We start from the raw sequence: 12,794 nt of genomic DNA on the forward strand, positions 1-12,794 counted from the left end.
GTGCAGAGACACCCGCGTAATGAGCGGTTCGTACCGTCACGAGAGGTGAGATCGGACCGAGCACAGCAAGGGAGGCGCCCGTGACCGCGCCGGGCTCGCGAAGTGAGGGCACGACGACGGTGCGGACGGTCTGCTCCTACTGCGGAGTGGGCTGCGGCATGGTCCTCGACATCGGCAGGGGACCGGACGGGCGGCGTACGGTCCTGAAGGCGACCGGGGACAAGGAGCACCCGGCGAACTTCGGCCGGCTGTGCACCAAGGGCGCCACCACCGCGGACATGCTCGCCGCACCGGGCCGGCTGACCACCGCCCTCGTCCGGGCGGACCGCGGCGAGGAGCCGCAGCCCACGACCGTGGCGGCCGCCGTCGCCGAGACCGGCCGCCGGCTGCGCGCGATCGTCGACGAGCACGGCCCCGACGCGGTCGCCCTCTATGTCTCCGGGCAGCTGAGCCTGGAGGCGCAGTACCTGGCGAACAAGCTGGCCAAGGGCTTCGTCCGCACCAACCAGATCGAGTCGAACTCCCGGCTGTGCATGGCCAGCGCCGGCACCGGCTACAAGCTGTCGCTGGGCGCGGACGGGCCGCCCGGCTCGTACCAGGACCTCGACCGGGCCGACGTCTTCCTCGTCATCGGCTCCAACATGGCCGACTGCCATCCGATCCTCTTCCTGCGGATGATGGACCGGGTGAAGTCCGCGGGGGCCAGGCTGATCGTCGTCGACCCGCGGCGCACCGCCACCGCGGCCAAGGCCGATCTGTTCCTGCAGATCAAGCCGGGCACGGACCTCGCGCTGCTCAACGGCCTGCTGCACCTGCTGCACGCGAACGGCCACATCGACACCGCCTTCGTCGCCGCGCACACCGAGGGCTGGGACGCGATGCCCGCCTTCCTCGCCGACTACCCGCCCGCCACCGTCGCGGAGATCACCGGCATCCCGGAGGACGACATCCGCGAGGCCGCCCGGCTGATCGGCGAGGCGGGGGAGTGGACGAGCTGCTGGACGATGGGCCTGAACCAGTCCACGCACGGCACCTGGAACACCAACGCCCTGGTCAACCTGCACCTCGCCACCGGCGCCATCTGCCGTCCGGGCTCCGGCCCCTTCTCCCTCACCGGCCAGCCCAACGCCATGGGCGGCCGGGAGATGGGCTACATGGGGCCCGGGCTGCCCGGGCAGCGCTCCGTGCTCGTCGACGCCGACCGGGCCTTCGTCGAGGAGCTGTGGGAGCTGGAGCCGGGCGCCCTGCGCGCCGACGGCGTCGGCAGGGGCACGGTCGAGATGTTCCGGAAGATGGCCGACGGGGACATCAGGGCCTGCTGGATCATCTGCACCAACCCGGTCGCCTCCGTCGCGAACCGCAAGACGGTCATCGAGGGCCTGGAGGCCGCCGAGTTCGTCGTCGCGCAGGACGTGTTCGCCGAGACGGAGACCAACGCGTACGCCGACGTCGTCCTGCCCGGCGCGCTGTGGACCGAGGCCGAGGGCGTCCTGGTCAACAGCGAGCGCAACCTGACCCTCGCCCGGCCGGCCGCCGATCCGCCCGGCGAGGCGATGGCGGACTGGCGGATCATCGCCGCCGTGGCCCGCGCCATGGGCTACGAGAAGGGCTTCGCGTACGACAGCGCCGAGGAGATCTTCGAGGAGATCAAGCGCGCCTGGAACCCGGCGACCGGCTGGGACCTGCGCGGTGTGAGCTACGAGCGGCTGCGCGAGACGCCCGTGCAGTGGCCGGCGGCGAGCGCCGACGGCCCCGACCGCAACCCGATCCGGTACGTCGGTGAGGACGGCTCGCCGACCTTCCCGACCGCGAGCGGCCGGGCGGTGTTCCACGCCCGCCCGCACATCCCGGCGGCGGAGATGCCCGACGACGACTACCCGTACGTGCTCAACACCGGCCGCCTCCAGCACCAGTGGCACACGCTGACGAAGACGGCCAAGGTCGCCAAGCTGAACAAGCTCAACCCGGGCCCCTTCGTGGAGGTGCACCCGCAGGACGCGGCCGAGCTGGGTCTCGCCGAGGGGGACGCGGTGGAGGTCGCGTCGCGGCGCGGGCGGGCCGTGCTGCCCGCGGTCGTCACCGACCGGGTGCGGCCGGGCTGCTGTTTCGCGCCGTTCCACTGGAACGACCTGTTCGGGGAGTACCTGAGCGTCAACGCGGTCACCAGCGACGCCGTCGACCCGCTGTCGTTCCAGCCCGAGTTCAAGGTGTGCGCGGTGTCGCTGACGAAGGCGGCGACCCCGGTGACGGTGCGGACCCCGGCCCCGGTGGGTGGCACGGCCACGGCCCAGGCGCCCACCGAGGTCTCCGTCGCATTGCCCGCCGTGCCCGCCCCCGCGTCCGTGCCCGCCCCCTTCGGTCTGGAGCCCGCGCCGCCGCCGGTCCTGGCCGAACACGAACGCCGGTATCTGACCGGCTTCCTGGCCGGCATCCCGTCGGGCGCCCCGGGCGTGCCGGTGCTGCCGCCGGACGCCCCGTTCAGCCCGGAACACGCCCTGTGGGTGAACGGCGTACTGGCCGGGATGTACTCCAGGGCCTCCGACGGCGCCACGACACCTGCCACCGCCTACGGCGCCGGCGGCTCCCCGGGACCGTCCGCGGGCGATCCGCACCGCCAGGTCGTGATCCTCTGGGCGTCGCAGACCGGGAACGCCGAGGAGTTCGCCACCGCCACGGCCGAGCGGCTCACCGTCGACGGCCACCCCGCCGCCCTCCTGCCCATGGCCGAGGCGGACCCCGCCGCACTGCCCTCCGACGCCGACCTGCTGCTGATCACGAGCACCTTCGGTGACGGCGACGCCCCGGACAACGGCGCCGGCTTCTGGGACGCCCTCGCCTCACCCGAAGCCCCGCGCCTGAAGGGCCGGCGCTACGCCGTCCTGGCCTTCGGCGACTCCTCGTACGACGACTTCTGCGGCCACGGCCGGCGCCTCGACCGGCGCCTGGAGGAGCTGGACGCGGTACGGCTGGCCCCGCGCACCGACTGCGAACCGGACTACGAGAGCGAGGCCGAGGCCTGGCTCGACCAGGTACGCACCGCGCTGAAGGGTTCGGAGCGACCGGAACCGGCCCCGGTCCCCGCGGCGCCGGCGGCTCCCCGGCCGGGCCGTCCCGCCCCCGCCACCGCCCGCCTCACCGGCAACCGCCTGCTGAGCCTGCCCGGCGCGGGCAAGGAGGTCCGGCGCTTCACCTTCGACACCCGTGACAGCGACACCCCGCTGGTCTACGAGGCCGGGGACGCCCTCGCGGTGCACCCGGTCAACCAGCCGGACCTCGTCACGGAGTGGCTGGCCGTCACCGGTCTGGACGCGGACGCGGACGTGCAGGTGAAGGCCGTCGGAGAGGTGCCCTTCGCCGAGGCACTGCGGCGCCACCTGGACATCAGCCGCGTCACCGGCGACCTGCTGCGCTTCGCCGCCGACCGGACCCGCGACCCCCGCGAGCTGCGCAAGCTGCTCCGACCGGACAACAAGGGCGAGTTGGCGCGCTGGTCCTGGGGCCGCCAGGCCGTCGACGTGGTCGCCGAGTTCGGCGTCCGGGCCGGGGCGCAGGAGTGGGCCGACGTGCTGGGCCGTCTGCAGCCCCGCCTGTACTCCATATCGTCCAGCCCGCTGACCGACCCCCACCTGGTGTCCCTGACGGTCTCCGTCGTCCGCTACGAGAACCTGCACGGCCGCCCCCGCCAGGGCGTCTGCTCGCCCTTCCTCGCCGACGCCGAGCCCGGCACCCCGGTGCCGGTCCGCGTCCAGCGGGCGCCGCACTTCCGCCCGCCCGCCGGCCCCGCGACACCCGCGGTGATGATCGGCCCCGGCACGGGCATCGCACCCTTCATCGGCTTCCTGGAGGAACGCCGGGCCCGCGGCCACCGCGCCCCGAACTGGCTGTTCTTCGGCGAACAGCACCGGGCGACCGACTTCTACTACGAGCAGGAGCTGGCCGCCCATCTCGCCGATGGCACGCTCACCCGCCTGGACACCGCCTTCTCCCGCGACCAGCGCGCCAAGGTCTACGTCCAGGACCGGATGCGCGAACACGGTCCGCTGCTGTGGTCCTGGCTCCGCGACGGCGCCCACTTCTACGTCTGCGGCGACGCCTCCCGCATGGCCAAGGACGTCGACCAGGTCCTGCGGGAGATCGCCACCGTCCATGGCGGCCTCGGCGAGGCGGAGGCCGCGGCGTACGTCAAACAGCTGGCCACCGACAAGCGCTATGTGCGGGACGTGTACTGACCACGGCGGCGCCGGCTTCTCACTGCGGCGCAGGCAGAGGTGAGCGGACGGTTGCCTTCCACGGATGGTCAACCCTCCATGTGGAGATCGGCCCATCGGATGGTCCTCTCGGGATGGCGGGAGGTTCCGTGTCGTGTGGAGAGAGCCGCGACGATGTCGGTCCCGCGACCGTTTTCCCTGAGTTCGGCGGCGTGGGATCTGTCGTGCGATGGGCGTCGTCGAGGTGTCGGCCCCGCGTCGGTGACCTCGATGCGGAGGGTGCGACGGCTGCCGGCCTCGGGCAGGGACAACCGCAGCACTGCCGGCGGCAGTGCGTGGACGATCGCGTTGGTGGTCAGCTCCGAGATCACCAGGAGGGCGTCGTCCGCCGTCGGGGTGGGCACGCGCCATCGGGCGAGAACGGTGCGTGCCCGTCGGCGTACGGCGGAGACGCCCTCGGGGATGTGCGGCAGCGGGCAGACGTGCTCGGGCCGCGCGGGCGGGTCCACCGGGGCGTCGGACGTGCTCGCGGCAGGGGCGCTCATCCTCGGCCACCTCCACTGGTCTTTGCTTCTCATGCCGGAAGCGGCTGCTGGCTTCATGCCGCTGGTGGCGGCCGGGTCACTCGGCGTTCGCGAGGATCTCGGCCAGCGCCGTGACGGCCTCTTCGGCGTCGTCGCCCTCGGCGCGGACGGTCACGGTGCTGCCGGCCGTGGCACCCAGACCCATGACGGCGAGGACACCGGTCGGGTTGACCGTCCGTCCGGCGTGCTTCAGCTGTATGGCACTGGTGAATCCGGCTGCGGACCGGGCGAGTTGGCCCGCAGGGCGGGCGTGGAGGTTGGCGGGCAGCACGACGGTGGTCTCGTGCTGGGACACGGTCGTGGTGGTGGGCTCAGAGCTTGTGGACATGGCGGGCCTCCTTGGCGGCGTCGGCGACGGTCTTCAGATCGGCGCCGGATGCGGCGGTGACGACGGCTGCGACGGCTCCTTCGACGAAGGGCGCGTCGACGATCAGCACGTCGGGACGGGGATGGTCTTCCAGGACGGTTCGGGCGGTCAGCACGGAGCTGCCGAGGTCGGGCAGGACGACGACGCCCTCGCCGCGGTCGACGCTGCGGATGGCGTCGAGGACGAGGTCGTAGCTGGTGCCGATCCGGCCGTCGGCGGTGCCTCCGGCGGTGGCGAGGGGGACGGTGTCCGAGCCGATCTGCTCCACCAGCAGGCGAAGGCCCGCGGCGAGCTCGGCGCTGTGGGACACGAGTACGATGCCGACAGATGCGCTCATGAACAGTTACCGTAAATCTCGGAACGCTGTTCATCAATAGTGAACCAAGGAGAAATTTTCGATGGTGCAGGCGGTACAGCGGGCGGTGCAGATCCTGCGGGAGCTCGCGTCCACCGGGCCCCGGCTCGGAGTGACCGAGCTGGCCGACCGCCTGGGTGTGGCCAAGCCGACCGTGCACGCGCTGCTGCGCACGCTGGAGGCCGAGGGGCTGGTGGTGCAGGACCGGGACAGCTCGAAGTACCAGCTCGGCCCGGACCTGGTGCAACTGGGCAACGCCTACCTGGACACCCAGGAGCTGCGCACCCGCTCGCTGACCTGGGCGGACCAGCTGGCCAACCGGACGAACGAGGCGGTCTGGGTGGCCGTGCTCACCGGTGACCACGTCATGGTGGTGCACCATGCCTTCCGGCCCGAGGGGGCTGTGCAGATCCTCGAGGTGGGCGCCAGCATCCCGTGGAGCACGTGTGCTCTGGGCAAGGCCATCGTGGCGTTCCTTCCGGCCGGCGAACGTGAGCGGCTGCTCGCGGGTGAGCCGGCGGTGCTCACCGGCGCCAGCATCACCGACCCGGAGGAACTGGCCGGGCAGTTGAAGGAGGCCCTCAGGACGGGCTACGCGATCGAGGACCAGGAATCCGCCATCGGTGACGCGGGTATCGCCTCTCCCGTCTTCGACCGCTCCGGCGACGTGGTCGGCGCTCTCGGCATCGTCGGCCCCGTCGAGCGCGTGCTGGCGGAATCGGCACGTCAGGAGCTTGCGGTCGCCGTCCGGGAGACCGCCCGCAACCTCTCCCGCGACCTGGGCGCCCCGCGCGGGGCGGCCGCCCGCACCACGATGACCTGACCCGTCCCTGCGGCCGGGTCGGCGGCCGTCCTCCTTCTCGCACCTGCCTTTTGTCCCAGGCCCCACGGCATGCCGCCGTGGGGCCTTCTTCGCGTCGACGGAACGTGAGCGTCTGCCGAACCTCTTGACAGGCCGGAAACGCGGCCTTAATTTTCGGAACAACGTTCATCCATGATGAACGCATTGCCAGCCGGGGGCTCACCCGCCCGGCTTCCCCCGAGCGGCCGCCAGGTTGCCCCGACCCTGATCAACCTGGCGGCCACCTCCCTTCACAGCCCGCTCCACGCGGAGGAGGTGAGACGCCCAAGCCGCTGCTCCGGCGCTGGGCGCCTTTCATGGAAGAAAACACTTACCCACAGAAGCTTCTGGCCGAGATGCTGGGCACGGCGATGCTGGTGTTCATCGGCGTCGGTTCGGTCCCCGCAACGCTCATCGTCAACGGCAAGGCCCCGTTCACCTTCGCCGACCTGGGCATGATCTCGCTGGCGTTCGCCACGGTCGTCGTCGCGATGATCTACGCGATCGGCCACATCTCCGGCTGCCAGATCAATCCGGCCATCACCCTCGCGCTCGCCGCGACGCGGAAGATGCCCTGGCGGGATGTCCCCGGCTACGTTGCGGCCCAGGTGGCCGGGGCGGTGCTGGGCGCGCTCGCGATCGTCGGGGTGCTGGGGAAGAAGGCGGTCGACGTCGGCCTCGGCATCGCCGCCTACGGCAGCGGAGTCGGCGCCGGCCAGGCGTTCTTCGCCGAAACCGTCGGCACCGCCATCCTCGCCTTCATCGTCTTCGGCGCCATCGACCGCCGCGCGGCCGGCGGCTTCGCCGGTCTGGCCATCGGCCTCGGCGTGTTCGCGATCATCATTCCCGTGGCGCCCGCCACGGCGGCGTCCATCAACCCCGCCAGGACACTCGGTCCGATGATCACCGGTGAGCTTTTCAACGGCACCGTCCACTGGAACCAGTTGCCCGTATACCTGGCCGCCGAGGTGATCGGCGCGGTCGCCGCCGGTTTCCTGTACGTCGCCCTGAACGCCCGCCGCGGCACTGCCACCGCCACCGATGCGACGGCCGAGCCGGTCGCCGCCGAAGGAGCCCTGTCATGAAGAAGTTCATCAACGCCCCTGAGGCGGTGCTGGCCGAGGCGCTGTCCGGGATCGCCGCCGCCCACCCCGAACTGAAGGTCGACGCGGAGAACAAGGTGATCTCCCGCACCGCGGGCACCAGGCCGGGCAAGGCAGCCCTCGTCTCCGGCGGCGGATCCGGGCACGAACCCCTGCACGGTGGCTTCGTGGGACCGGGCATGCTCGACGCCGCCTGTCCCGGTGAGGTGTTCACCTCGCCCGTGCCCGGCCAGATGCTGGCTGCGGCCCGGACCGTCGACGGCGGCGCGGGCGTGCTGTTCATCGTGAAGAACTACACCGGTGACGTCCTCAACTTCGAGATGGCCGCCGAGCTCGCCGCCGAGCAGGGCATCAGCGTGGAGACCGTCCTGGTCGACGACGACGTGGCCGTCCAGGACTCCACCTGGACCGCCGGGCGCAGAGGCACTGGTGCAACCGTCTTCGTCGAGAAGATCGCCGGAGCGCTCGCCGAGCAGGGCGCCGACCTCGCCACCGTCGCGGAGATGGCCAAGCGCGTCAACGCCGCCTCCCGGTCGTTCGCCGTGGCGCTGACCGCCTGCACCACCCCCGCCTCCGGCAAGCCCGGATTCGATCTGCCCGAGGACGAGATGGAGGTCGGCGTCGGTATCCACGGCGAACCCGGCCGCCGCCGTGAGAAGCTCCGCTCCGCCAAGGACATCGTGGCAACGGCGCTGGACGCGATCCTCGCCGACCAGCCGCTCGTTGCCGGCGACGGGACCATCGTCATGGTCAACGGCCTGGGCGGAACCCCGCTCATCGAGCTGTACGTGGTCTTCAACGAGGTTGCCGCCGCACTCGCGGACAAGGGCGTGGTCGTCGCCCGCAGCCTGGTCGGCAACTACGTGACCAGCCTGGACATGGCGGGCGTTTCTCTCACCGTGTGCAAGGCCGATGCCGACATGCTGTCCCTGTGGGACGCGCCCGTGAACACCCCGGCGCTGCGCTGGGGTATCTGAACCGAGCCGGGGGCGGGGCCACGCGCGACGCGAGGGCCGGGCCGGGTCCTTCCCGCTGTCCGCCCGCTCGGACCGCACCCCTCGCGTCTTCCCCCCGCCCCCGGCTCACTCAACCGCCGCCCAGCCCCGTACCGACCATGAACGGAGACTCCGTGGACACCGACCTCGCCCGCACGTGGGTGCAGGCCATCGCAGCCGCCGTGGACCAGCACAAGGACCAACTCACCCAACTCGACTCGGCCATCGGCGACGCCGACCACGGCACCAATATGCACCGCGGCTTCTCCGCCGCCGTCACGGCCTTGGCCGGCTACGAGCCGGACACCGTCGGAGCCGTACTGGTCAAGACCGGCACCACCCTCATCTCCACCGTCGGCGGTGCCTCCGGACCGCTCTACGGCGGTGCGTTCCGCGCCATCGGCAAAGCCCTGGACACCCCCACCGCCGACACGCAGCAGGTCGCCGCGGCGCTGGCGGCCGGCCTCGCGAGCATCGAGAAGCTCGGTGCGGCCGCACCCGGCGACAAGACCATGATCGACGCCTACGCTCCCGCGCTGGCCGCCTTCCAGCAGCAGGCCGACGGAGGAGCCGCCCTGGCCGCCGCGGCCGTGGTCGCAGCCGACGCCGCCGAAGAGGGCATGCGCGCCACCACGCCGATGCAGGCCCGTAAGGGCCGTGCCTCCTACCTCGGCGCCCGCAGCATCGGTCACCAGGACCCGGGTGCCACCTCCACCGCCCTGGTCTTCCGCGCCCTCGCCGAGACCCTGGAGTCCCGCGCCGAATCGCTGGGGGCCCGATGACCGACCGCCGCACCTACCCCGGGCATGTCGCCGCACCCGGCATAGCCCTCGGCGTCCTCCACCGCACCGACCGGCCGCTCACCAGAACGGCGCTGCCCCAGCGCGCCGACGGCGACCCCACGGAGCAGATCACCGAGGCCTTCGACGCAGTCGCCGCCCGCCTGCTCGACCTGTCCACCTCGCTGCGCGTCCGGGGCAAGGACGAACAGGCCGACATCATGGAGGTCAACAGCTACATCGCACAGGACCAGGATCTGCGCGAGCAGGCCGTCAAGAGGGCGAACGACGGGCGCCCGGTCCCCATTGCCGTCCGCCAGGCCATCGACGCCTACGCCGGAACCATCGCCGCCCTGGACGATCCCACCCTCGCCGAACGCGCTGCGGACGTCCGGCAGGTCGGCCGTCGTGTCCTGGCCCACCTCCACGGCGAGACGGGCCCCGCCCCCGACCAGCCGCTCGTCCTGGTCGCCCACGAGATCGGCGCCGCCGACCTTCTGGAACCCGCTTTGACGGTGACTGCGGCAATCTCCGTGACCGGCGGCCCGAATTCCCACGCCGCGATCGTCGCCCGCTCGCTGGGCATCCCCTTTCTCCTGGGCGTCGACCCTCAGATGCTCGAACTGCCGGACGGGCAGGAGGTCCTGCTCGACGCCGATCAGGCCGACGCGGTCGCCCACCCCGACGACGAAGAACGCATCAGGGCCCTGCACGCGATGGAGGCCGCCCGAGCACGCAGGCTCGCCCTCGCCGAAGAGCGCCACCTGCCCGCCGAGACACTCGACCAGCACCGCATCGTGCTGCGGGCCAACGTGGCCACCCCGGCCGAGGCCCGCGCGGCCGTGACCACGGGTGCCGAAGGTGTTGGCCTGCTCCGTACCGAGCTGCCCTTCCTCAACCATCCCGCCTGGCCGACCCGCGCTCAGCACGCGGCCACCCTCGTCCCCGTCCTGCGCGCGCTCGCCGGGCAGGTCGTCACGGCTCGCACGCTCGACTTCGCCGACGACAAACTGCCGCCGTTCCTCGCCCGCCTCCAGTGCGCGCGGATCGGGCGCGGTCTCCCCCTCATGCTTGCCCAACCGGATGCCTTCGCAGACCAGTTCCGCAGCCTGCTCAGCGCCGGAGCCGACACCGACCTGCGCATCATGATCCCCATGGTCGCGAGCGTCGACGAACTACGCGCCTGCCGAAGCCTCCTCGAGGCAGCGGCCGCCGAAGCCGGTGTACCGGTGCCGCCCCTGGGCATCATGGTGGAACTCCCCGAAGCGGTCGCCGTGGCCGACGACCTCGCCCGCGAAGCCTCCTTCTTCTCCATCGGCAGCAACGACCTCACCTGCCAGATCCTCGGCCTGGACCGGCGCGACCCCACCGCCACCCCCGCCATGGCGGCACACCCCGCAGTACTCGACGCCATCGCCCGCGTCGTCACCGCAGCCCACCGCCACGATCGTCGGGTCTCCGTCTGCGGCGACGCCGCAGCACACCCCCTCGTGACACCCCTGCTCATCGGCCTCGGCTGCGACAGCCTCTCGGTCGGCACCGCCGCCCTCGACGAGGTCCGCGCCCGCATCCGCCGGCTCCGCCACGACACCTGCGCATCCCTGGCCTCCGTCGCCCTCACCCGGGAAACCCCCGAAGAGGTCTGGCGACTCGTCGAGCAGTGCTGCCGGCCCTCGCTGCCCTGAGAAGAAGGGTCCCGGACCGTGAAGAAGCTCATCAACTCGCCCGATGAGGTGCTTGCCGATGCCCTCGTCGGCGTGGCCGCCGCGCACCCCTCGCTGACGGTCGACACGTCCGACCGCTACATCTCCCGTGCGAACGGGCCGACCCCTGGAAAGGTCGGCCTGGTGTCAGGAGGTGGATCCGGGCACGAACCGCTGCACGGCGGCTTCGTCGGATACGGGATGCTCGACGCGGCCTGCCCCGGTGAGGTGTTCACCTCTCCCGTGCCGGACCAGATCCTCGCCGCCACGCGGGCCGTTGACAGCGGCGCGGGGGTCCTGCACATCGTGAAGAACTACACCGGCGACCTGCTGAACTTCCAGATGGCCGCCGAGCTGGCCGCCGACGACGGCGTGTGGGTGGAGGGCGTCGTGGTCAACGACGACGTCGCCGTGGAGAACAGCACGTGGACGGCGGGCCGACGGGGCACCGGGGCGACGGTGTTCGTGGAGAAGATCGTCGGTGCGGCCGCCGAACTCGGCGCCGACCTGGGCACATCCGCGGCCCTGGGCCGGGAGGTCAACGACCGGTCCCGGTCCTTCGGGGTGGCGCTCACGCCGTGCACGGTCCCCGCGTCCGGCAAACCCGGTTTCGAACTGGGCGAGGACGAGGTCGAGTTGGGCGTCGGCATCCACGGCGAGCCCGGTCGCGCCCGCGGCAGGCTGACCTCCGCCAGGGAGATCGCCGGTGTCGCACTGGACGCCATCCATGCCGACATGCCGCTCTCGGGCGACGTGCTCGTGATGGTCAACGGCCTGGGCGGCACCCCACTGATCGAGCTGTACGTGGTGTACGCCGCCGTCGCCGAGTGGCTCACCGGCCATGGCGTGCGGATCACCCGCAACCTGGTCGGCAACTACGTCACCAGCCTCGACATGGCCGGTTGCACGATCACCGTCTGCCGCCTCACACCACAGCTCACCCATCTGTGGGATGCCCCGGTCGTGACCCCCGCGTTGCGCTGGGGACGCTGAGCGGCCGGAGCCATCGACGCCAGACGTACGAGATCGTACGAGGGAGAGGGACGACGATGGACGCGAGCATGTTCCGGGCCTGGATCCACGAGGCCGCCCGATCGGTCACCGACAACGCCGATCACCTGACCCGCCTCGACTCCGCTGTCGGCGACGCCGACCACGGCATCAACATGCGCCGTGGCCTGCAGGCGGCGGTGGCGATGCTGGACGAGACCAACCCTTCCACCCCCGGTGCGGTGCTCGCCACCGTCGGCCGGGCACTGATCAGCAAGACCGGCGGCGCCTCAGGACCGCTGTACGGCACCGGGTTCCGGCAGGCCGCGCGGACCCTGGGCCAGGAACCGGACGTCTCAGCAGCACAACTCGGTGCGGCGTTGGCGGCCGCTCTCACCGGCATCCAGCGGATCGGCGCGGCGCTGGAGGGAGACAAGACCATGATCGACGCCCTGAGCCCGGCCGTGACTGCCTACCAGGCCGTCATCGACACCGGCGGTGACCTGGCGGGCGCCACCCGCGCAGCGTACGACGCCGCTGTGCGGGGTCTGAAGCAGACCGCCGACATGCAGGCCCGGAAGGGCCGGGCGAGCTATCTCGGTGCCCGCACCATCGGCCACGAGGACCCCGGCGCGGCGTCGACAGTGCTCATTCTGTCCGCCCTCGCGACCGTCAGCTCGGCGGGCGAGCGGCACGCGGACGTCGATCAGTAGTCCCCTGCACGTTCATCACGACATCACGGCACGACAAGCGCACGCTCGCGATGAGCGGAGCGTCCGCGACGCGTGGACGCGCCCCTGAATCGCGCACGTTCAAGGGCGGGGAGAAAGTGCGAGGGCAAGTGCAAGGACAACCGGGCAGCGGCCAGA

General features: G+C 71.7%; 11 protein-coding genes. 8 read left to right on the forward strand and 3 right to left on the reverse strand.

Features of this window, described 5'->3' with window-relative positions; genetic code table 11:
* Positions 1-158: 158 nt before the first annotated feature.
* Positions 159-4,229 carry a molybdopterin-dependent oxidoreductase gene (locus AC07DS_RS24065; protein ID WP_479148644.1) on the forward strand — a complete coding sequence of 1,357 codons (4,071 nt, stop codon included), beginning with the start codon at positions 159-161 and terminating at the stop codon, positions 4,227-4,229.
* A 68-nt stretch (positions 4,230-4,297) separates the two neighbouring features.
* Here AC07DS_RS24065 and AC07DS_RS24070 read toward each other — a convergent pair whose 3' ends face one another.
* The 3 genes from AC07DS_RS24070 to dhaM all read right to left on the reverse strand — a co-directional run bounded on the left by AC07DS_RS24070 (position 4,298) and on the right by dhaM (position 5,496).
* Positions 4,298-4,753: an ATP-binding protein gene (locus tag AC07DS_RS24070; protein ID WP_479148378.1), complete on the reverse strand. Its 456-nt coding sequence runs from the start codon at positions 4,751-4,753 to the stop codon at positions 4,298-4,300.
* Between the two features lie 76 nt (positions 4,754-4,829).
* Positions 4,830-5,120: an HPr family phosphocarrier protein gene (locus tag AC07DS_RS24075; protein ID WP_479148380.1), complete on the reverse strand. Its 291-nt coding sequence runs from the start codon at positions 5,118-5,120 to the stop codon at positions 4,830-4,832.
* A complete protein-coding gene (dhaM, locus tag AC07DS_RS24080) occupies positions 5,104-5,496 on the reverse strand; it encodes a dihydroxyacetone kinase phosphoryl donor subunit DhaM (RefSeq protein WP_479148382.1) in 393 nt (130 codons plus the stop codon). Before dhaM ends, AC07DS_RS24075 begins: the two co-directional genes overlap by 17 nt.
* Before the next feature lie 61 nt (positions 5,497-5,557).
* Here dhaM and AC07DS_RS24085 point away from each other — a divergent pair, with 61 nt between their 5' ends.
* The 7 genes from AC07DS_RS24085 (at position 5,558) to dhaL (AC07DS_RS24115) (ending at position 12,638) form a co-directional block, all read left to right on the forward strand.
* Positions 5,558-6,337, forward strand: coding sequence for an IclR family transcriptional regulator (locus tag AC07DS_RS24085; protein ID WP_479148384.1), 780 nt, complete (start codon positions 5,558-5,560; stop codon positions 6,335-6,337).
* Positions 6,338-6,672: 335 nt separating this feature from the next.
* On the forward strand, positions 6,673-7,440 hold the full coding sequence (locus tag AC07DS_RS24090; protein WP_479148386.1) for an MIP/aquaporin family protein: 768 nt from the start codon (positions 6,673-6,675) through the stop codon (positions 7,438-7,440).
* On the forward strand, positions 7,437-8,435 hold the full coding sequence (dhaK, locus tag AC07DS_RS24095; RefSeq protein WP_479148388.1) for a dihydroxyacetone kinase subunit DhaK: 999 nt from the start codon (positions 7,437-7,439) through the stop codon (positions 8,433-8,435). The genes AC07DS_RS24090 and dhaK (AC07DS_RS24095) overlap by 4 nt, the downstream gene beginning before the upstream one ends.
* Positions 8,436-8,572: 137 nt before the next feature.
* Positions 8,573-9,235, forward strand: a complete 663-nt coding sequence (gene dhaL, locus AC07DS_RS24100; protein ID WP_479148389.1) for a dihydroxyacetone kinase subunit DhaL — start codon at positions 8,573-8,575, stop codon at positions 9,233-9,235.
* A complete protein-coding gene (locus tag AC07DS_RS24105; protein ID WP_479148391.1) occupies positions 9,232-10,917 on the forward strand; it encodes a phosphoenolpyruvate--protein phosphotransferase in 1,686 nt (561 codons plus the stop codon). The genes dhaL (AC07DS_RS24100) and AC07DS_RS24105 overlap by 4 nt, the downstream gene beginning before the upstream one ends.
* Positions 10,918-10,935: 18 nt before the next feature.
* Complete coding sequence (gene dhaK, locus AC07DS_RS24110; RefSeq protein ID WP_479148393.1) at positions 10,936-11,928, forward strand: dihydroxyacetone kinase subunit DhaK; 993 nt, start codon at positions 10,936-10,938, stop codon at positions 11,926-11,928.
* A 56-nt stretch (positions 11,929-11,984) separates the two neighbouring features.
* Positions 11,985-12,638 (forward strand): dihydroxyacetone kinase subunit DhaL, encoded by a 654-nt coding sequence (dhaL, locus tag AC07DS_RS24115; RefSeq protein WP_479148395.1) that lies wholly within the window; start codon positions 11,985-11,987, stop codon positions 12,636-12,638.
* Positions 12,639-12,794 lie beyond the last annotated feature (156 nt).

The organism is Streptomyces sp. NPDC044064, from assembly GCF_056434245.1.